The organism is Ruegeria sp. AF1, from assembly GCF_056542125.1.
In genome coordinates this window covers 13,542-33,879 of the sequence record NZ_JBQFZG010000011.1, presented here as the reverse complement: position 1 = coordinate 33,879, position 20,338 = coordinate 13,542, and the positions used below count along the sequence as shown (strand labels likewise).

The following is a 20,338-nucleotide window of genomic DNA, read 5'->3' as shown; positions in this document are numbered from 1 at the left end:
AACTGTCATGGGAAAGATCGTACAAGCCGCGAAGATTACGCATGTGCCAAGTATCTGGATGTCCCATACGATGCCAAAATACAAAGGCATCCGGCAGTCTGCCATTGATGGTTATGCGCGCCTGCGCCAGGACGCGATAGATCGCGGGGTCGAGACGTTCCTTGTGTTCGACACTCATTGGATCACCAATCAGGGGTTTCACCTGAATACCAAAGAGCACCATAAAGGCCGCTTCATTAGCCACGAACTGCCACATATGCTGGCGGATATGGAGTTTGATTATCGCGGGGATCACGCGTTGGGGGAAACCATCCTTGATGTTCTGCGCGAGCGCGGTGAGCGGGCACTTGGCCATTCGCACCCCGATATGGGCATGGAATATGGCACCCTTCTGCCTATGCATTTCATCAACGAAGGGGTGAATGCCCGCGTTTTGCCTGTTGCAGTCAACCAGTTCTCGTCGATCCAGGAAAACCGCATCTGGGGTGAGGCCATTGCCGAAGGTATCCGACGTTCCGACCGGAAGGTTTCCGTAATGGCATCCGGCTCACTCAGCCATGACTTTACGCCCAATGAACGCTCGGTCGAAGGGTTGAATGCGGTAAACGGCGAGTTCAACCGCCAGATGGATATGCACGTGCTGGAGATGTGGGAACAGGGACGGTTTGAAGAGTTTCTTGAGATGCTTCCAGACTATGCAAAGAAATGTACAGGCGAATGCGCCATGAATGACACTGCTTTGCTGTTCGGAGCTCTGGGCTGGGGCAGCTACAAGGGTGAGATCGACATCTACACCCCCTACTTCGGCAGCTCTGGCACAGGTCAGGCGAATGTCAGTTTTTCGGTCTGAAGGCAGAACCCGGGACCTTTTCAATTGAAAAACGAACTCCTGTTCGGCTTTAGTCCACGAGCCGAACAGGTAAGGTCGGGGACTGGACGAATTGGTGCTCAGTTACAAAAGAAGGCTTGCGCATGGATTGGGACACGTTTTCGCATTGGGGTCAGCACATTTCGAAATGGGCGGCCGACTATCACAGAACTCTTGCCGGGCGCCCTGTTCGCGCACAGACCACACAAGGAGAAATCGCGGCCCAGCTAAAGGTATCGCCCCCCGATAGTGGCGAGCCGATGGAAGCCATCATGGCCGATTTCGAACAGATCGTGATGCCGGGTATTACTCATTGGCAACACCCCCGGTTCTTTGCCTATTTCCCGGCCAATGCAGCGCCCCCGTCGATGCTGGCTGAAATGCTGGTGACCACAATCGCGGCGCAATGCATGTTATGGCAGACCTCGCCAGCTGCGACTGAAGTCGAAGGTGTCATGGTCGATTGGCTGCGGCAAGCGCTTGGATTGCCGGAAGGTATGACCGGAGTTATTCAGGACAGTGCATCATCAGCCACGTTGTCGGCTGTGTTGACAATGCGGGAACGGGCAACAGGGTTTACCGGCAACCGCGAAGGCCTGAACGCCAAGGGCGCGCTGCGCATTTACTGTTCGGATCAGGTGCATTCGTCGATTGATCGGGCTTGCTGGGTTGCGGGGATTGGTCAGGACAATCTGGTGAAACTGCCTACAGGTGGTCCGACCTTTGCGATTGATGCAGGGGCTCTTGACGCCGCAATTCAGGGTGACATCGCGGCTGGGTATGTGCCTGCCGGTATCATTGCAATTACGGGCGGTACCGGGGTTGGGGCCTGCGATGATCTGGTAGCGGTCGCTGAGATTGCGCAAAAATACGACCTCTACACACATCTAGACGCGGCCTGGGCGGGGTCGGCGATGATCTGCCCCGAGTTTCGTGAGGCCCTTTGGCCCGGGGCGGACCGTTACGACAGCATTGTCTTCAACCCCCATAAATGGATGGGTGCGCAGTTCGATTGCGCGATCCAGTTTCTGCGGGACGCCGCGCCACAGCTCAACACGCTTAAGATCGAACCGGAATACCTCAAGACCACTGGGGCAGAGGTGACGAATTATTCGGAATGGACCATCCCCCTGGGTCGACGGTTCCGGGCATTGAAGATCTGGTTCTTGTTGCGATCATACGGTCTCGACGGGTTGCGGGACCGTATTCGCAACCATGTGCTCTGGGCCAATGAACTTGCAGAAAAGATCGGCGCGATGGAGGGGTTTGAGGTCACCACCGGCCCGATCCTGAGCCTGTTTTCCTTTCGCTGTCCTGGGGATGACGCCGCGCAGCAGCGGCTGGTGGATGCGCTGAATGACGATGGCAGAATTTACTTGACGCAAGGCATGTTCGATGGCCGCAAGATCATCCGCTTTCAGGTTGGGCAATTCGACACATCCCGCGATGACGTGCTGATGGCCGCGGATGTCATCCGCGATGTCTGGGAGAGCCTGCCATGAAATTCGCAACGTTAAGTGTTGCAAGGGATACCGTCTTTCGCGCGATTACCTAGGATGGTGCGATCACTCTGAATGGTGATTTCCCCGAGTTTTCCAGCCCGTATGAGGTTATCGCCACAGGTGAGTTTGCCCAAACTGAAGACTAAGAAAACCGAACCCGCACCCTCTCGTTCTGATTGAGGGACCACCGGGGGGAAGGTCAGATGTTCAAACGGCTGGTGCCGCAGAGTACTTTCTTGAATTGAACAGATCAAACATGTCGGACGAAGAGGTCATGGCAGCGAAACGGCTCTTTTTGGACAATCTGAAGGTGCGCAAGAAGTAAAAAGGTGGCCGCGCGCTCGCCGCTGTCGCGGTCTTTACTGGCGCGCCTCAGGATAGCCGACCAGTCTGACCTGAGATTTCAGAATAACACACGTGACCAGCCCCAAGCGTGTTTTCCCCAAGGGGGCACGCCTATAGCTTTTGCACACCATGCATGGTCAGGGTGCTCACCAGATCGGCATAATCCTCGCGGGCTTTGGGGCCTGCGCCGGTGTTCCACATGTAATACCAGTTTAACATGCCAAAGACTGACATCGTCGCTCCCCGAAGCTTGTCCTTGGCTCCGTCAAAAGAACCGGGGGACAACTCCAGAAGTATGTCGCGTACAAAGTTCACCAGATCAAGCTGATAGCCCCGTAGCCTTTTTTGCTGTTCCTCGGTCAGTGCGCTCATGCCACTGATCTGAACCCGGTGCTCGTCATCTGCACCCTGATAGGCAAAAAGGATCTCGCGCACTGCTTTGCGCAGTTTCTGTTCGGGGCTAAGGCCGTCCAGATCAACATTGCAAATCCGGTCCCGCAACTCACGCAAGTACGTTTCAAGGATGTCATACAGGATGGCATCCTTGCTGTCATAGTAGTGGTATATGTTTGCTTTCGAGATCCCACATTCTTTGGCCAAAAGGGTCATCGAAGCACGGTCAAACCCCTGGTCGGCAAACACTTTTGCCGCCATCTTCAGGATCTGCTCTCGCTTTTGGTCGTGGTCTTTAGCAATTGTCCGGGCCACGGCTCAGTCCTTATCGCGATTGTCTACAACGCGCTTCGCCTTGCCCTGAGAGCGTTCGACGTCGCCGGGGTCCCCTACTACAATTTCGGTTGAAACGCCAACGACGTCCTTGATCCGCTTGGTCAGCATCCGAGCAGCGGCCGTTTTTGACAGCTCGTCGGTGGAATCGGGGGAGGATTCAACAAAGACCCGCATGGCGTCCATGCGACCGGATTTATAGAGCTCGATCTGGTAATAGGGGGCAAGACCGCCCGTTGCCATGACCTGTTCCTCGATCTGGCTGGGGAAGACGTTGACGCCGCGCAGGATCATCATGTCGTCGCTGCGACCGGTGATCTTTGCCATCCGGCGCATTGACCTTGCTGTCCCCGGCAGCAGGCACGTCAGATCGCGTGTGCGGTAGCGGATCATCGGCAGCCCTTCTTTGGTCAGAGTCGTGAACACCAATTCTCCGGTTTCGCCATCGGGCAGGACTTCTCCGGTCGCCGGGTCGATGATTTCCGGCAGGAAATGATCCTCCCAGATTACAGGTCCGTCTTTTGTTTCAACGCATTCATTGGCGACTCCGGGGCCCATGATCTCGGACAGGCCATAGATATCGACGGCGTGCATGTCGAAGGCTGCCTCGACCTCGGCCCGCATCGCGTCAGTCCAGGGTTCGGCGCCAAAAACGCCAACCTTCAGCGAGCTCTCACGTGGGTCGAGACCCGCCTTGTGGAACTGTTCTAGGATATTGAGCATGTAGGAGGGTGTAACCATGATACCGTCAGGACGGAAATCGTTGATCAGATTGACCTGCTTTTCGGTTTGCCCGCCCGACATCGGGACGACAGTCGCGCCAAGGCGTTCGATCCCGTAATGGGCACCTAGCCCACCGGTGAACAGCCCATAGCCGTAGGCATTGTGCACCATGTCGCCCTTGCGCAGCCCAGACGCCCGAAGAGAGCGCGCGCCAAGGTCAGCCCAATTGTCGATGTCATTCTTTGTGTAACCGACCACTGTCGGTTTGCCTGTCGTGCCGGAGGACGCGTGCAGGCGAATTATCTCGCTGCGCGGGACCGCAAAAAGACCAAACGGATAGTTGTCGCGCAGGTCGTTTTTATACGTGAACGGAAACTTTGACAAATCCGAAAGCTGCTGAAGATCGTCGGGATGCACGCCAGCCTCGTCAAAGCGCTGCTTGTACATCGGAACGTTTTCATAGGCGTGACGCACGGACCATTTCAGGCGCTCAAGCTGCGTGGCGCGAATTTCGTCGATCGAGGCGATTTCGATCGGGTCCAGGTCCGCTTTGTTGGGGGTAAGGTCTTCCATCGCGTAACTCCTCCAGTCACGAAACTATTCTTGAAAATTCTGGCCGCCAACGGCGCGGGACATGCCGCGAAATTCAGCGATCAGAGTATTGTCTTGATTGATGACGCGGACGTCGTAGATACCGCTGCGACCGGACAGGTTCACTTCTGTCGCGGTAGCCGTCAGGCGGTCACCCTTCCGTCCTGGTGCGAGATAGCTGACCATTGTATGCTGTCCCACCGTTGCAACATTCCGGCTGTTGCAGGCAAAGGCAAAAGCGCTGTCGGCAAGAGCGTGCGTGACGCCGCCATGGCAAATACCGTGTCCGTTACAGTGATGCGGTGCAACAGTCAGTGACAGGACAGCGCGCCCTTCTTCGACCTCCACAAGCTCCATCCCGAACCATTTACTGGCTTCGTCATTGGCCCACATCGCTGCCGCGGATTTTTGGGCACGTTCGTTTGGGGTCATCATCATCTTCCCTGAAAATGCGGTGCGCGTTTTTCGAGGAAACTGGACACGCCTTCTGCGTAATCGGCACTTTCCCCACAAGTTTTCATCGCGTCCGCTTCAATTTCAAGCTGATCGGACAAGGATGTGGTGGCTGCTGTTTGAATGCACTGCTTGGTCAGGCCCAACCCAAGGGTGGCGCCGTTGGCGAGTTGCGTGGCAAGAGCGCGTGCTTCGGTCATCAGCTGATCATCGGGCAACGCCTTCCAGATCAGCCCCCATTCTTCGGCCTGTTTGGCGGTTAGGGGCATTGCTGTCAGGGCCAGCCCCTTAGCGCGCGCTTCGCCCAACAATCGGGGCAGGTGCCAGCTGCCGCCTGTGTCCGGAATCAGCCCGACCTTGGAAAAGCTTTGAATGAACTTTGCGCTTTCCCCGGCCAGAACCATGTCGCAGGCCAGTGCAAGGTTCGCGCCTGCACCCGCGGCCACGCCGTTTACGGCACAAATTACCGGGAAATCCAAAGACCGGATCAGTCGAACCAAAGGGGCATAGAAAGTGCGTACAGTTTTGCCCAGATCAGGCGGGCCATCCATTTTCGAGGGATCGCGGTCTCCAAGGTCCTGACCCGCACAAAAACCGCGCCCTGCGCCGGTCAGCAAAATCGCGCGGGAACCATTTTCGCGCGCGCTCTTCAGCGCGTCCTGAAGGGCAAGATGCATCTCCTCATTGAACGAGTTCAGCTTGTCGGGGCGGTTCAGGGTTATTTCTACCCAGTTTCCGTGATCATGTACAAGGATCGTATCGCTCATGGCAGTCTCATCTGTTCCCGTGACAACTTAATCATTGCATTAACCGAACGGTTGGTCAATATATAAACCCGAACCGAATCTGGACTGATCAAAGGGATTGCCAATGTCGCAGCCGTCGCTGGTGAGTGTTGACTTTAAGGGCGACGTGGCCTGGGTCACGGTCGACAACCTGCCGGTGAACGCAACCTCGACGGGCGTTCGGCAGGGTCTGGCCGCCGCGGTCGATGCAGTTCAGAAAGCTCGGGTTGCCGTCCTGTGCTGCGCCGGTCGGACATTTATCGCGGGCGGTGACATGTCCGAGTTTGATGCGGCTCCGGTTGAGCCGCATTTGCCTGATGTTGTTCAGAAAATCGAAGACAGTAATGTGCCGTTTATCGCCTGTATGCACGGCAACGTGTTAGGTGGCGGGTTTGAAATTGCCATGGCCTGCGCGTGGCGGATCGCAGCGCCGGGCACCAGCTTTGGGTTGCCGGAAGTCAATGTGGGCCTCATCCCGGGGGCAGGGGGCACGCAGCGATTGCCGCGCCTTGTTGGAATGGAAGCAGCGATCGACATCGCCTGTTCGGGAAAAACCCTGAAAGCCGAGGAAATGGCCAATCTCGGCGGAATTGACCTGATTGCCGATAACCCAACGGCAGCTGTTCTGGACTTTGTCGCCAACCTGCCAAAGCGCCCGGCACCTGTCAGTCAAAGGCCCGTCGGCGAATTCGCGTCTGACCTTCTGGAGACGAGCCGTCAGGCTTTGATAAAACGCGCCAGGGGTCAGCAATCACCGCTGGAAAACCTGACCGCGCTCAGCTGGTCGTCCGAACCCTTTGCTGCCGCACAGCCGAAAGAGCGTGCGCGCCATCTGGCTCTGCGTCAAAACTCTGAAAGCCGCGCCTTGCGGTACGCCTTTTTTGCCGAGCGCAAGGTGGCCAGACCTTCCATGATTGCCGGAGTTACTCCGCGCGATATCAGCCGGATCGCAGTTGTCGGTGGCGGGTTGATGGGCGCAGGGATCGCCACCGCTGCCCTGAGTGGCGGGCTGTCTGTTACTTTGATTGAAAGAGATTTGGATGCAGCTGCCGCCGCCCGTAGCCGGGTTGAGGGGCTGCTACAGAGGGCGGTCAAGCGGGGTAAGATGTCCGAAGCACAGCTGCGGGAACGCCTTGCTGCGTTTCGAGCTGTGGACAGCTACTCCGAAGCTGCGAACGCTCAGCTGGCGATCGAGGCTGTGTTTGAAGACTTGTCAGTCAAGCAACAGGTTTTTGCAGAATTGGCCCGCCATATGCAGCGTGACGCGATTCTGGCCACGAACACGTCTTACCTGAGCCCAGTCGATATCTTCGCGGGTATCGAAAATCAATCGCGGTGTATTGGCCTGCATTTCTTCAGCCCTGCCCATGTTATGAAGCTGTTGGAAGTCGTGCATACGCCGCAAACTTCGCCCGAAGTTGTCGCCACCGGGTTTGCGCTTGGAAAAAGGCTTCGCAAGGTTTCTGTGCTGTCGGGCATCTGTGATGGTTTTATTGGCAACCGGATGTTGGCTGCGTATCGGCGCGAGGCCGATTATTTGCTGGCGGATGGGGCGTTGCCTTATCAGGTGGACCAGGCAATGCGAGCTTTCGGGATGCCCATGGGGCCTTACGAGTTGCAAGATCTGACCGGCCTCCAAATCGCCTGGGCCAACCGAAAACGTAATGCAGCAACCCGCGACCCGAACGAACGTTATGTGACGATTGCTGACCAGCTTTGCGAGATGGGTCGTCTTGGCCAGCGCACGGGCAAAGGATGGTATCGCTATGAAGACGGTACTCGCGAACCGATCCGTGATCCCGAAGTGGACGCGTTGATCGAGTCCTACTCGGCTGATCAGGGCATAACGCGGCGGGCATACGCACAGGACGAAATCGTGTCGCGCATTTTGGCGGTGTTGGACAATGAGGGCGCGTTGATCATTCAGCAGGGGATCGCCGAGTCCGCGGAAGCCGTCGATATGGTTCAAATTCACGGCTACGGCTTTCCGCGCTGGCGCGGCGGTCCGATGAACTACTGCAAGGAAATCGGTGCCAGCACGACGCAGGCAATGATGGAAACCGTAGCCAAGGAAAGCCCCGGTTCATGGCGCGTCGCGGGCTGTCTTGGAGACAATTAACAAGTTGATGGTTACAAAAGTGACCATTAACGCATTCTTGACTCATGTTTCACAGGGAGGAGACAGAACTATGAAATTCACAAGGTTGAGCACACTTCTTGCCTCAGCTGCATTGGCCGTTTCAGGTACAGTGGCGCTTGCGGCAGACTATACGCTGACCATCTCCAGCTGGGCCCCACCGACCCATGGCATCAATGCCAAGATGTGGCCGAAATTCGTCGAGATGATCGAAGAGGCCACCGATGGTCAGGTCACCGCCGAGCTGAAGCTGGGCCTTGCCCCGCCCCCCGCGCAGATGGACTTGATCATGGATGGCGCTGCCGATGCCTCGATCATATTCCACGGCTATCAGCCGGGTCGGTTTGTCACCACCAAGATGATCGAACTTCCCGGATACGAAGGCTCGGCCGAGGCTGCGTCGGTTGCGTATTGGCGGGCATATGACGCGCATTTGAAGGCAGCGGATGAACACCGTGGTGTGAAAGTGATCGCTTTGCACACACATGGTCCGGCTCAGCTGCATTCCAGCAACCCGGTAACAACACTGGACGAAGTCTCGGGCCTCAAGGTTCGCATCCCCGGCGGTGTTGGTGGTGACGTGGGCACGGCGCTGGGTGCAACCGGTATCCAGGTTCCTGCACCGAAAGTGTATGAAACCTTGGCTTCCAAAGCCGCAGATGGCGTCGTCATGCCCTTTGAATCCCGCAAAGGTTTCAAGCTGACGGAAGTGGCCCAGAACGTCTATGAGGTCCCTGGCGGCCTGTATCGCGGTTCGTTTGCCTTTATTATGAACGAAGACACCTTTGCTGATCTGCCCGCCGATCTGCAGGCAGCGCTGGAAGAAAACGTTTTCGGGGAACCGCTGAGCCGCGAAATTGGCAAGATCTGGGATGAGATCGATGCGATCGGCCGGGAAGAGACCGAAGGCACCGAAGGTAACGCAATCCATGCCGCATCCGCTGAAGATCTGGAAAAGTTCAATGCGATTGCCGCGGATGTACGCGCCAAGGTTATCGACGAAGTCAGTGGCACAGGCATCGACGCCCAGGCAGCCTACGACATGATCGTAAATGAAATGGCTGCGCAATAACGCAGTCGGGCTGGCGGACGCGATCCGCCAGCCGATTTCACCCGCTGGGGACCCGTTATGCAATCTCTCGTGACCTTTGCGCGTCGCGTCAGTATCGTGCCAACGCTGCTGGCCTGTGCCGCGCTATTCATCCTGATGGTGATGACATTCTTTGATGTCATCCTGCGCTCTGTCTTCAACGCCCCGATCGAGGCGGCGACAGAGCTGACCCGGATCCTGATGGCCATCCTCGTGTTCTCGGTCTTGCCGATGATCTCAGCAGGGAAGGGCCAAATCGCTGTGGACTTGACGGATGGGCTGTTTTCTCGCCTGCGGTTAAGCCGGGTGCGCGATGGGATCGTGTATCTGGTGTCCGGCGTCATGTTGATCTGGCCGATCCAACGTGTCTGGCTACTTGCCGAGCGCGCGCGGGATTACGGGGACGTCACGGAATACCTTTCGATCCCTGTCTTCTATGTAGGCTGGTTCATCTCGGGGTTCATAGCGATCACCGCTGTTGCAATGGTCATCACCGGCTTTTTGCACTTTCTTGCCCCCCATACCTTGTCGGAGCACCACCAATGACCGCTGCCCTGATCGGTTTTGTTCTTGTTCTTGTTCTTGTGCTGGTGCGCTTACCTATCGTGTTTGCAATGGGATTGGTCGGAACGCTTGGGTTTGCCTATGAACGCGGTGGCAGCATCCTGTCCGAGCGTGGGCTGAAAGCCGCGATGTCGATGGTGGGTCGTCAGATCACCGACACGGCGCAGGATTACGGCCTGTCGGTCGTCCCGCTGTTTATCCTTATGGGCTTGTTCGTGAATAAAGGTGGTCTTGCGCGCGAGCTTTACGCAGTTTCAAATGCTTTTCTGGGTCATTTCCGGGGCGGTATCGCCATGGCGACGGTTGCGGCATGCGGAGGTTTTTCGGCCATTTGCGGCTCGTCTCTGGCAACGGCGGCCACCATGTCCAAGGTCGCAATGCCGGAAATGCGCCGCTATGGCTATTCCGACGAGCTGTCGACGGCATCGATTGCAGCGGGCGGTACGCTTGGTATCCTTATTCCGCCTTCGGTGATCCTGGTCATCTACGGGCTGCTGACCGAAACCTCGATTGGAAAACTTTTCGTTGCGGGTATCATTCCCGGTCTGCTTGGCATCCTGTTCTACCTGCTCGCCGTCCGCTGGACCGTCGCACGCAAGCCCGAGTCGGGACCGGCGGGTGAACGTCACGGCTGGGCCGAGCGTCTGTCGGCGGTGCGCTCAGTCTGGGCCGTATTGCTGCTGTTCTTTCTGGTGATTGGCGGATTGTACGGTGCATTCGATTTTCATCCACTGAACCTGACCTTCAGCCCGACCGAGGCGGCAGGCATGGGCGCAATGGGCGCTTTCCTGATCGCGCTGTCACGAGGCGGGCTTACTTTGGGGTCGACTTTTGAGGTGCTGAAGGAAACCACCTATACCGCCGCGGCATTGTTTTCCGTTCTGATCGGGGCACAGATCTTTTCGAATTTCATCAACCTTGCCGGTCTGCCTGAAGCGCTCATCGCGTTGGTTACGGCCTATGACGTTGAACCTTTTGTGGTGATCCTGATGATCCTTGGAATCTACATCATTTTGGGTTGCGTCTTTGAATCCCTGTCGATGCTGCTGCTGACGGTGCCGATCTTCTTCCCGTTGGTCACATCGTTGGGGTATGACCCGATCTGGTTTGGTATTGTTGTGGTTGTGGTGACTGAAATCAGCCTGATCACTCCTCCCGTCGGCTTGAATGTCTTTATTCTGAAAGGTGTGGTCGGGGATGTATCAACCGGAACAATCTTCAAGGGTGTCACTCCGTTCTGGGTGGCGGATATCTTCCGGCTGGCCCTGATCGTTCTGGTGCCGTGGTTGGTGTTGGTTCTGCCTGAACAAATGGGGGCGATGGGGCACTGATGTTCTCTCTGACCGCGCTTCCTGACGGGTATCACACAGATCCCTATCCTGCCTACGCCGCGCTGCGCGAGGATACGCCCGTCTGCTGGCAGCCTGACGGATCGGTTATTCTGTCTCGGTACGAGGATCTGGACCTTATTTACCGGGACATCACGCGGTTCATATCGGACAAGAAAGCGGTATTTGGTCCAAAATACGGGGTCGACAGCCCTTTGTATGAACACCACACCACCAGTTTGGTGTTTAATGACCCGCCGCTGCACACCCGTGTTCGCAAGGTGATGGTCGGGGCGATGAACCCGCGCGCGTTGGCGCAAATGGAACCGGGTCTGATCCAGCTTGTCGATGGGCTGCTCGACGAGATGCAGGTCAAAGGCAATGTCGAACTGATCGAGGATTTTGCCGGAGCAATCCCGATTGAGATCATCGGCAATCTGCTGGGTATACCACGATCCGAACGCGGGCCATTGCGCGATTGGTCTCTGGCCATTCTTGGTGCTTTGGAGCCGCAATTGACGCCAGAGCAGGAAGAGCGGGGTAACCGCTCGGTCTCGGACTTCAAGGACTTCCTGCGGCATATCATCGTGGATCGCCGCGCCAACCCCGGAGATCCGGCAACGGATGTCCTCACCCGGCTGATCCAGGACGATACAGATGGTGGCCTGACCGAGGTAGAGCTGTATCAGAACTGCATATTCATCCTGAATGCGGGGCATGAGACGACAACGAACCTGATCGGCAACGCATTGGAGCTGTTGGACCGGCACCGCGACAAGCGGGCGGAGTTGCTGGCCGACCCGAGCCTGATCGTTCCGGCTGTCGACGAGTTTCTGCGGCTGGAAAGCCCGAACCAGTTCGGCAATCGCCTGACCACTGTTGATGTAACGTTCCACGGTCAAACCATTCCGGCTGGTACCGATGTTCATCTGTGTATCGGTGCGGCCAACCGCGATCCACGGCAGTTTGACCGGCCCGACGAGATGATCTTGGACAGACGCCCCAACAAGCATCACGCCTTTGCCGGAGGGCCCCATACCTGCGTCGGCCTGACCCTCGCGCGTCTGGAGGGCCGGGTGGCCGTCGGCCGGTTTCTGACCCGTTTTCCAGACTATCGCATCACCGACGATGCCGAGCGGGGCGGGCGTATCCGGTTTCGGGGATTTGCACGATTACCCGCGCGGGTCTGAGAAACCCGGCTTGGGAAAATTGCCTGGTAATTTAATGACCGACCGTACGGTTTAAAATATGATTTCGCGAGACCGGCCTATGGCAGCGCGGGGATCGCGACTAAGACGAGGAGACGCTCATGACTATCCAACAGATTTCCAGCTTTGCAGCCGGTGAGTGGGTTTCGCCCGGCGAGGGTGCCCGCGCAATAACAAGCGCTGTGACCGGCGAGGTTATCGCCACAGCGGGTAACAGCGCGTTGGATGTCCAGGGGATGTTGGACTATGCGCGCAATGTCGGAGGGCCGGCACTGCGCAAAATGACGTTCCATGAACGCGCCAAAATGCTCAAGGCGCTGTCCGTCCATTTGGGCCGACACAAGCGGGTCATGTATGATTTGTCTTTCAACACCGGTGCGACGCAATCGGATCATATGATTGATATCGACGGCGGCATCGGAACGATGTTTGTCTTTGCCGCAAAAGGCCGTCGTGAAATGCCGGACGGTCATGTCTATCTGGATGGCGATGTTGAGCAGCTTTCGCGCAACGGTACTTTCCTGGGGCAGCACATCTGCACCCCGCTACAAGGCGTGGCAATTCACATCAACGCGTTCAATTTTCCGGTTTGGGGGATGCTGGAAAAGCTTGCCCCAACCCTTCTGGCGGGCGTTCCGGCGATTGTAAAACCCGCCACGAGCTCGTGTTATGTGACCGAGCTGTGTGTTCGGTTGATGCTTGAGTCCGGCATCTTGCCAGCGGGTGCATTGCAGTTGGTCTCGGGTGGTTTGGGTGACATGCTGGACCGTCTGACTATGCAGGACGTGGTCAGCTTTACCGGATCCGCCGATACGGCCCTGAAACTGCGCTCCAACCCGGTGATCCTAGAGAACTCGGTACGGTTTGTTGCGGAACAGGACAGCCTGAACTGTTCGATCCTTGGCCCCGATGCCGCGCCGGGCACGCCGGAATTTGACCTCTTCGTGAAGGAAGTCCAGCGCGAGATGACCGCGAAGGCAGGGCAGAAATGCACCGCAATCCGCCGGATCATCGCGCCCGAACCGCAGGTACAGGCGGTAATTGACGCGCTGTCGGCGCGACTGGCGAAAACGGTCATCGGTGACCCAAAGCTGGAAACCACCCGTATGGGTGCGTTGGTTTCGAACGGTCAGAAGCGTGATGTTCTGGAGAAGACCGCTATCCTTGGGCAAGAGGCCGAGCGTGTCTTCGGCAACCCCGATGATTTTGTGGTTGAGGGCGCTGATGCCGAAAAGGGTGCGTTCCTACCACCCATGCTCTTCCATTGCGCCAATCCTGACGCGGCGCAACGTGTGCACGATACCGAAGCCTTTGGTCCGGTCAGCACTGTGATGGGGTATCGCGATCTTGACCATGCCATTGAGCTGGCGAACCGGGGGCAGGGCTCTCTTGTGGCGTCAGTAATCACCCATGATCCAGAAGTGGCGCGACAGGTTGCCATGGGGTCAGGGGCATATCACGGGCGTCTGTATTTCAACAACCGTGACTCGATGAAGGAATCCACCGGTCATGGTTCCCCTCTGCCGCACATGGTTCATGGAGGTCCGGGACGCGCCGGTGGCGGCGAAGAAATGGGCGGGGTACGGGGTGTGAAACACTATATGCAGCGCACCGCTATTCAGGGATCGCCCGATCTGCTGACAGCGATTGGACGAAAATGGGTGCCTGGCGCGACCGAAGTCGAAGGCCCTGCTCATCCCTTTACCCGCCGGTTTCACGATTTGTCGATTGGCGAGACCCTTCACACGGCGCCAAGAACTATCACCATGGAGGACATTGAACACTTCGCCGACTTCACCGGTGATACCTTCTATGCGCACATGGATCAGGCAGCGGCGGAACGTAACCCGTTCTTCCCGGGCAGGGTTGCACATGGGTACTTGCTGTTGTCTTTCGCAGCCGGATTGTTCGTCGAACCGAACGAGGGGCCGGTTTTGGCAAATACCGGTCTTGACGGGCTGCGTTTCATGAAACCGGTCGAGGCTGGTGACACCATCAAGGTTCGTTTGACGGTCAAGCACAAGACCAAGCGCAATGACGACTACGGCGAGGTTCGCTGGCACGTTACCCTGACGCAGCAAGACGATGAGCTGGTCGCAGAATACGAGTTACTGACCATGGTTGCCTACTAGGCACAAGTGCAGGTGCGCAGGGGCTGGATGGCAATTCCGTCCGGCCCGATTATACTGTGCTTATGAAAGATACGGCCCCAGAATGGTTCGAAACCTGCGTCAGCCAGTTGACCACAACTGGCACGCAACGTGTGTGGTCTGTTTTGGTCACGATTTTCGGTGATCTGGCCCAGAGCGGGTCTGACCAGGTTAGTGGCGCGCTGATCACAGCGCTGACCAACCTTGCAGGGATCAAGGCCGAAGCCACGCGTGTTGCGCTGCACAGGCTGCGCAAGGAAGGCTGGATCGAAAGTACGCGGGTCGGGCGAAACAGCGTTCACAGACTGACCGAATTTGGCCGTAGTCAAAGCGCCGCCGCCGCCCCGCGCATCTATTCCCGCGAGACGAATACACCAGAAACTTGGCATGTGCTTATCGCCAACAGTTCAGACAGTTCGCGAAAAGAGTTAGCGGATCTGATGCTGACCGGAGATTATATTTCGGTTAACCCCACAACAGCCATGTCTGCAGGCCCCACCCCCGAGAACCTTGAAGAACTGCTGGGTGTTGAAAGCAGCGCCATTTCGGTTCCAGGCTGGCTGCGCGACCTTTGTGGCCCTGAACAGCTCAAGTCTGCCTATGATCAGTTCTTGCACTCCCTTCAGAGCACCGAGCAACTGTTGCCTGTCGATGGCGTCGATGATCCGTTGAAAATAGCGGTGCTGCGCGTATTGATTGTGCATGGGTGGCGTCGTTTGGTTCTACGCCATCCATCCCTGCCTCCGGCCTTTTTGCCTGTTGGTTGGAAAGGCGCGGAATGTCGAGTGGCTGTGTCCCGACTGCTGGGACAATTGCCCAAACCGAATCTTGCCACGCTGGAATCTGCGGTGGGTGGTTAACTCGTTTTTTGCCGAGCCCGGGATGGCGCTTTTGCGGGCTGGAAGGCGGATGTGAAAGAAGCGTCATTTAATGTTACAGAAAACTGATAGAGACGATTACATGGTAACATAAAGCTTGCGCCGAATCGATTGAGCATTTATTAACCGACCAGACGGTTAATGCTCGTGTTCCAACAGGAGACGCAATTGATGGACGCTTTCATCTGCGACGCAACCCGCACCCCGATTGGGCGGTATGGTGGTGCGCTTTCATCGGTTCGCACGGATGATCTGGCGGCCATCCCGCTGGCGGCCCTGATGGCGCGCAACCCGCAAGTCGACTGGACCAGTGTGGATGACGTCATTTTTGGCGATGCCAATCAGGCAGGAGAGAGCAATCGCAACGTTGCCCGGATGGCGTCCCTGCTGGCCGGATTGCCGACGGACGTACCTGGAACAACGATAAACCGCTTGTGTGCCAGTGGCATGGATGCCGTCGGAATGGCGGCGCGTGGCATCAAGGCAGGCGATTATGATCTTGCAGTTGCGGGTGGCGTGGAAAGCATGTCGCGCGCACCGTTTGTAATGCCCAAAGCGACGTCGGCGTTTACGCGCAGCAATGCGGTTTACGACACGACGATTGGCTGGCGTTTTGTGAACCCAAGGCTACAGCAGCAGTATGGTGTCGATTCCATGCCGCAAACGGCTGACAATGTGGCCGAAGATTATGGGATCAGCCGTGAAGACCAGGACGCCTTTGCCGAGCGCAGCCAGGCACGATGGGCTGCGGCGCACGCGGCAGGCGTGTTCCAAGAAGAAATCACGCCGGTTTCAATTCCACAGCGCAAGGGCGATCCGATTGTTGTCGATACGGATGAACATCCGCGCCCGGGAACCACAGCGGAAAAACTCTCGGGCCTCAAGGGTGTGAACGGGCCGGACAAAACTGTGACTGCAGGGAATGCCTCGGGCGTGAATGATGGTGCAGCCGCGATCCTGATGGCGAATGAAGCGACAGCGACAAAGAACGGCCTGACCCCGATTGCCCGTGTGGTTGGCATGTCCGTCGCGGGTGTCGAGCCTCGGGTCATGGGTATTGGTCCGGTTCCTGCCAGCCGAAAGGTTTTGGCGCGCGCCGGGCTGAGCATCGACCAGATGGATGTGATCGAGTTGAACGAAGCTTTCGCGTCGCAAGGTCTGGCAACGCTGCGAGAGTTGGGCCTGCCCGATGACGCCGCCCATGTGAACCCGAATGGCGGCGCAATCGCCCTTGGCCATCCATTGGGGATGAGCGGCGCCCGACTTGTGTTGACCGCAGCGTACCAACTGAAACGCACCAAAGGGCGCTATGCGCTTTGCACAATGTGCGTCGGTGTCGGGCAAGGCGCTGCACTTATTCTTGAACGCGTGTAACGGAGGAGACGGGACATGTATGCCCAGATGGTAGAATCCGAGGCGTCAAACGATGATCCTGAAAAGCTTGCTGAATTTCAGGCGCGGATCGACGCGGATATCAAGATCGAACCCAAGGACTGGATGCCTCAGGGGTATCGCAAAACGCTGATCCGCCAGATCGGACAGCACGCGCATTCCGAGATCGTCGGACAATTGCCCGAAGGGAACTGGATCACGCGTGCACCGACGCTGCAACGCAAGGCAATCCTTCTAGCCAAGGTGCAGGATGAAGCTGGCCATGGGCTTTACCTGTATTGTGCGGCCGAAACACTGGGTGTCAGCCGTGATGAGATCACCGAGATGCTGCTGGACGGTCGCATGAAATACTCGTCGATCTTCAATTACCCGACGCTGAACTGGGCGGATATCGGCGCCGTCGGATGGCTGGTCGATGGGGCTGCCATCATGAATCAGGTGCCGCTGCAAAGAACGTCTTACGGGCCGTACTCACGCGCCATGATCCGCATTTGCAAGGAAGAAAGCTTCCATCAGCGCCAAGGTTATGACGCGATCCGCAAGATGGCCGAAGGTACACCCGAGCAGCGTAAGATGGCGCAGGATGCGATGAATCGCTTCTGGTACCCGTCGTTGATGATGTTTGGACCGTCCGACAAGGATTCCGTCCACTCCGCGCAGTCGATGGCCTGGAAGATCAAGATCAACACCAATGATGAGCTGCGCCAGAAATTCGTCGACCAGACCGTCCCGCAGGCCGAATATCTGGGTCTGACAATCCCCGACCCGAACCTGAAGTGGAACGAGGAGCGCGGGCATTACGATTTCTCAGAGCCGGATTGGTCGGAATTCTTCGATGTGATCAAGGGCAACGGCCCCTGCAACGTCGACCGTCTGGCGGCGCGCAACAAGGCCTGGGATGACGGCAAATGGGTGCGTGACGGGCTGTTGGCCCACGCGCGCAAGAAACAGGCTGGCAATCTGGCCGCCGAATAAGCTTACCCTGAGGAGGAAACCCGATGAATACCGAATGGCCCCTGTGGGAAATCTTCATCCGCGGTCAACATGGGATGAGCCACCGACATGTCGGCTCGCTGCATGCCCCGGACGCGGAAATGGCGATCAAGAATGCACGCGACGTCTATACCCGCCGCAACGAAGGCGTGTCGATTTGGGTGGTAGAAGCCAACAACATCTCGGCCTCGTCGCCCAGCGACAAAGGCCCGTTGTATGAGCCGAGCGAGAGCAAAGTGTACCGCCACCCGACCTTTTTCGACATCCCCGAAGAAGTGGGGGCGATGTGATGACCCGCGACGAAGCGTTTCAGCAATTCCTGCTGCGGATGGGGGACAATACCCTGATCCTGGGCCATCGCGTCAGCGAATGGTGCGGCCACGCGCCAGTGTTGGAGGAGGATATTGCACTGGCCAACACGGCGCTGGACCTGATTGGACAGACCCAGATGTGGCTTGGCCTTGCCGGAGAGATAGGGGGTGGCAAAACCGCCGATGATCTGGCATTTCTGCGCGACGCGTGGGATTTCCGCAATGTGTTGCTGGTCGAGGTTCCGAACGGTGATTTCGGCCGCACCCTGATGCGCCAGTTCCTGTTCGATGCCTGGCATTCGGTCATGCTCGGCCGTCTTCTGACATCCTCTGACGATCGTGTCGCCGCGATTGCTGCCAAAGCCAGCAAGGAAGTCGCCTATCATCTGGAGCGTTCGGCAGAAACGGTCGTAGGTCTGGGTGATGGAACAGAAGAAAGCCACACCCGGATGCAGGCGGCGCTGGATTACCTCTGGCCATATGTAGGCGAGATGTTTGTCAGCGATGACATCGACGCGCAGATGGTTGCGACCGGGATCGCGCCGAACCCGGCCGATCTGCGCGAAGAATATGATGCGCTGGTCAAACGGGTTCTGGCCAAGGCGACATTGACCCTTCCGGAAAGCCGATTTGCCCATAAAGGCGGGCGTGACGGGCGCATGCATACGGAACATCTGGGGCACCTTTTGACGCAGATGCAGTGGTTGCAGCGCGCATATCCCGGTGCAAGCTGGTAACATGTGATGCAACGCCACTCGACCGACCAGATCTGGGACTGGCTGGATGCCGTACCGGATCCCGAGATTCCGGTAATCTCGGTTGTCGATCTCGGGATCGTACGCGATGTGCGTTGGGATGCCGAAACGCTGCTCGTGACGGTGACGCCAACCTATTCGGGCTGTCCGGCAACATCCGTCATCAGCATGGATATCGAAACCGCGTTGCACGATCACGGTATCAAAGACGTGCGGATCGAAACCTGCATCTCACCAGCCTGGACAACCGATTGGCTGAGCGAAAAAGGCCGCGCCAAGCTGGAAGAGTTTGGCATCGCCCCGCCACAACCGGCGGGCGGGCCAGAGCGCTGCCCGCATTGCGGCAGTAAAGCGGTTGAAAAGGTCAGCCAGTTCGGCTCGACCCCGTGCAAGGCCCATTGGCGCTGTACCGACTGCCTGGAACCCTTTGACTATTTCAAGTGCATCTGAGGAGGAGCACCGGATGGCACGTTTTCATGACCTGAAAGTCACCGACATCCACAAAACCATCCGCGATGCGGTAGTCGTCACGCTTGAGCCTGTCAACGGCGCGGCGGATCAGTTCGATTTCACCGCAGGCCAATACCTGACGTTTCGCCGCGACTTTGACGGAGAAGAACTGCGTCGGTCCTACTCCATTTGTGCGGGCAAGGATGACGGGGTACTGCAAGTCGGGATCAAACGTGTCGAGGGCGGCGCATTCTCCAGTTGGGCCAATTCCGAGCTTAACGTCGGGGACGTTGTGCAGGCGATGCCACCGATGGGCAGCTTTCACACTCCGATCGATGCTGATGCGGAAAAGCAGTATCTCGGTTTCGCTGGCGGCTCTGGCATCACGCCGGTTCTGTCGATCCTGAAGACAACCCTGACCCGCGAACCCAAGTCCCGCTTTACGCTGATCTACGCCAACAAGGGCATCAACACGATCATGTTCCGCGAAGAGCTGGAAGATCTGAAAAACCTCTATATGGGCCGCCTGAACGTAATCCATATTCTTGAGGCGGATGCACAGGAGATCGACCTGTTCACCGGTCTGGTGACGCGGGAAAAATGCGCCGACTTGTTCAAACACTGGGTCGATATTCAGAACGTGGACACAGCCTTTATCTGCGGTCCCGAGCCAATGATGCTGGGGATTGCTGCAGCGCTGCGCGCGCATGGTCTTGACGACAGGCAGATCAAGTTTGAACTCTTTGCCAGCGCTCAGCCGGGCCGGGCCAAACGCAAGGAAGGTGCGGCAGATGCGGGCACGCAGGCGAACCAAACCAGCGCATCGATCACTCTTGATGGGTCCACTCAGACGATAACTCTGCCCAAGGACAAATCCATTCTGGACGCTGCCTTGGAAAACGCCATGGACGCCCCTTACGCCTGCAAGGCCGGTGTCTGTTCAACCTGCCGCTGCCGCGTTCTGGAAGGCGAAGTTGAGATGCTCGCCAATCACGCGCTTGAGGATTACGAGGTTGAAAAAGGCTATGTACTGAGCTGTCAGGCCTATCCGGTCACCGACCGCGTGGTCGTGGACTACGACCAGTAAAG

The 20,338-nt window shown here is 57.4% G+C and carries 19 protein-coding genes; 15 read left to right on the top strand and 4 right to left on the bottom strand.

Annotated features, from left to right (window positions below):
* Positions 1–7: 7 nt before the first annotated feature.
* Positions 8–850 (top strand): 3,4-dihydroxyphenylacetate 2,3-dioxygenase, encoded by an 843-nt coding sequence (gene hpaD / locus ACR0BK_RS14565; RefSeq protein WP_480555178.1) that lies wholly within the window; start codon positions 8–10, stop codon positions 848–850.
* 122 nt (positions 851–972) lie between these two features.
* Positions 973–2,370: a pyridoxal phosphate-dependent decarboxylase family protein gene (locus tag ACR0BK_RS14560; protein ID WP_480555176.1), complete on the top strand. Its 1,398-nt coding sequence runs from the start codon at positions 973–975 to the stop codon at positions 2,368–2,370.
* Positions 2,371–2,826: 456 nt separating this feature from the next.
* Here ACR0BK_RS14560 and ACR0BK_RS14555 read toward each other — a convergent pair whose 3' ends face one another.
* Genes ACR0BK_RS14555 through paaG form a run of 4 tightly spaced genes read right to left on the bottom strand, consistent with a single transcriptional unit; the run spans position 2,827 to position 5,975 of the window.
* Positions 2,827–3,423: a TetR/AcrR family transcriptional regulator gene (locus ACR0BK_RS14555; RefSeq protein ID WP_480478162.1), complete on the bottom strand. Its 597-nt coding sequence runs from the start codon at positions 3,421–3,423 to the stop codon at positions 2,827–2,829.
* Between the two features lie 3 nt (positions 3,424–3,426).
* A complete protein-coding gene (gene paaK, locus ACR0BK_RS14550) occupies positions 3,427–4,737 on the bottom strand; it encodes a phenylacetate--CoA ligase PaaK (protein WP_480478164.1) in 1,311 nt (436 codons plus the stop codon).
* A 24-nt stretch (positions 4,738–4,761) separates the two neighbouring features.
* The gene (gene paaI / locus ACR0BK_RS14545) at positions 4,762–5,187 is read right to left on the bottom strand and encodes a hydroxyphenylacetyl-CoA thioesterase PaaI (protein ID WP_480547562.1); all 426 of its coding nucleotides are present in this window, start codon (positions 5,185–5,187) and stop codon (positions 4,762–4,764) included.
* Positions 5,188–5,189: 2 nt separating this feature from the next.
* The gene (gene paaG, locus ACR0BK_RS14540) at positions 5,190–5,975 is read right to left on the bottom strand and encodes a 2-(1,2-epoxy-1,2-dihydrophenyl)acetyl-CoA isomerase PaaG (protein WP_480496128.1); all 786 of its coding nucleotides are present in this window, start codon (positions 5,973–5,975) and stop codon (positions 5,190–5,192) included.
* 103 nt (positions 5,976–6,078) lie between these two features.
* Between paaG and ACR0BK_RS14535 the strand changes: the two genes are divergently transcribed.
* The 13 genes from ACR0BK_RS14535 (at position 6,079) to ACR0BK_RS14475 (ending at position 20,336) form a co-directional block, all read left to right on the top strand.
* Positions 6,079–8,112 carry an FAD-dependent oxidoreductase gene (locus ACR0BK_RS14535; protein WP_480555174.1) on the top strand — a complete coding sequence of 678 codons (2,034 nt, stop codon included), beginning with the start codon at positions 6,079–6,081 and terminating at the stop codon, positions 8,110–8,112.
* Between the two features lie 70 nt (positions 8,113–8,182).
* Positions 8,183–9,202: a TRAP transporter substrate-binding protein gene (locus ACR0BK_RS14530; protein ID WP_480476975.1), complete on the top strand. Its 1,020-nt coding sequence runs from the start codon at positions 8,183–8,185 to the stop codon at positions 9,200–9,202.
* A 57-nt stretch (positions 9,203–9,259) separates the two neighbouring features.
* On the top strand, positions 9,260–9,766 hold the full coding sequence (locus ACR0BK_RS14525) for a TRAP transporter small permease (protein ID WP_480521232.1): 507 nt from the start codon (positions 9,260–9,262) through the stop codon (positions 9,764–9,766).
* Positions 9,763–11,115 carry a TRAP transporter large permease gene (locus tag ACR0BK_RS14520; RefSeq protein ID WP_480478172.1) on the top strand — a complete coding sequence of 451 codons (1,353 nt, stop codon included), beginning with the start codon at positions 9,763–9,765 and terminating at the stop codon, positions 11,113–11,115. The genes ACR0BK_RS14525 and ACR0BK_RS14520 overlap by 4 nt, the downstream gene beginning before the upstream one ends.
* Positions 11,115–12,302 carry a cytochrome P450 gene (locus tag ACR0BK_RS14515; RefSeq protein ID WP_480555172.1) on the top strand — a complete coding sequence of 396 codons (1,188 nt, stop codon included), beginning with the start codon at positions 11,115–11,117 and terminating at the stop codon, positions 12,300–12,302. The genes ACR0BK_RS14520 and ACR0BK_RS14515 overlap by 1 nt, the downstream gene beginning before the upstream one ends.
* Before the next feature lie 119 nt (positions 12,303–12,421).
* Positions 12,422–14,452 carry a phenylacetic acid degradation bifunctional protein PaaZ gene (gene paaZ / locus ACR0BK_RS14510; RefSeq protein WP_480555171.1) on the top strand — a complete coding sequence of 677 codons (2,031 nt, stop codon included), beginning with the start codon at positions 12,422–12,424 and terminating at the stop codon, positions 14,450–14,452.
* A gap of 62 nt (positions 14,453–14,514) precedes the next feature.
* Positions 14,515–15,330 carry a PaaX family transcriptional regulator C-terminal domain-containing protein gene (locus ACR0BK_RS14505; protein ID WP_480521238.1) on the top strand — a complete coding sequence of 272 codons (816 nt, stop codon included), beginning with the start codon at positions 14,515–14,517 and terminating at the stop codon, positions 15,328–15,330.
* A 189-nt stretch (positions 15,331–15,519) separates the two neighbouring features.
* Positions 15,520–16,722: a 3-oxoadipyl-CoA thiolase gene (pcaF, locus tag ACR0BK_RS14500; protein ID WP_480555169.1), complete on the top strand. Its 1,203-nt coding sequence runs from the start codon at positions 15,520–15,522 to the stop codon at positions 16,720–16,722.
* A gap of 15 nt (positions 16,723–16,737) precedes the next feature.
* Positions 16,738–17,715: a 1,2-phenylacetyl-CoA epoxidase subunit PaaA gene (paaA, locus tag ACR0BK_RS14495; protein WP_480476985.1), complete on the top strand. Its 978-nt coding sequence runs from the start codon at positions 16,738–16,740 to the stop codon at positions 17,713–17,715.
* A gap of 23 nt (positions 17,716–17,738) precedes the next feature.
* Positions 17,739–18,023: a 1,2-phenylacetyl-CoA epoxidase subunit PaaB gene (gene paaB / locus ACR0BK_RS14490; protein WP_209507558.1), complete on the top strand. Its 285-nt coding sequence runs from the start codon at positions 17,739–17,741 to the stop codon at positions 18,021–18,023.
* Positions 18,023–18,781 (top strand): 1,2-phenylacetyl-CoA epoxidase subunit PaaC, encoded by a 759-nt coding sequence (paaC, locus tag ACR0BK_RS14485; RefSeq protein ID WP_480555168.1) that lies wholly within the window; start codon positions 18,023–18,025, stop codon positions 18,779–18,781. Before paaB ends, paaC begins: the two co-directional genes overlap by 1 nt.
* Before the next feature lie 6 nt (positions 18,782–18,787).
* Entirely contained in the window at positions 18,788–19,249 is a 462-nt protein-coding gene (paaD, locus tag ACR0BK_RS14480) for a 1,2-phenylacetyl-CoA epoxidase subunit PaaD (RefSeq protein WP_480521244.1), read from the top strand.
* 13 nt (positions 19,250–19,262) lie between these two features.
* On the top strand, positions 19,263–20,336 hold the full coding sequence (locus ACR0BK_RS14475) for a 2Fe-2S iron-sulfur cluster-binding protein (protein ID WP_480555167.1): 1,074 nt from the start codon (positions 19,263–19,265) through the stop codon (positions 20,334–20,336).
* The last annotated feature ends 2 nt before the right edge of the window (positions 20,337–20,338 follow it).